Here is a 319-nt window from a genome sequence, read left to right as displayed (position 1 = left end):
TCCTCTTGATCACTTTTTACTATCCCGCCACTTAGCACACTCTTTTTGCGTTCGTCATTCAACTCTTTTTCAAGTTTACGACGATCCTCAAGCAAAATCCGCACACGTTCTTCCACATCAGTAGCAGAAGTTTTTAAAAGATCAGCAATTTCATGGACACGCGCATCTTGACGGCTGAGATAGAGACGTGCAGCTGTACCTGTTAAAGCTTCAATACGGCGAACTCCAGCAGCTACAGAACTTTCAGAAACAATATGAATCAAACCAATATCGCCTGTTCTTTCCACATGTGTTCCTCCACAAAGCTCAATTGACCAAC

Annotated in this window: 1 pseudogene; it reads right to left on the bottom strand. The window is 42.9% G+C overall.

The window, feature by feature from the left end:
* Window positions 1-319, bottom strand: a pseudogene (locus tag ACFINZ_RS11195) (alanine--tRNA ligase); the annotation flags it as partial.

Origin of the sequence: Bartonella sp. AA81SXKL, assembly GCF_042196945.1 — a bacterium.
Lineage (GTDB): Bacteria > Pseudomonadota > Alphaproteobacteria > Rhizobiales > Rhizobiaceae > Bartonella.
This window is presented reverse-complemented; position numbering and strand designations above follow the sequence as displayed.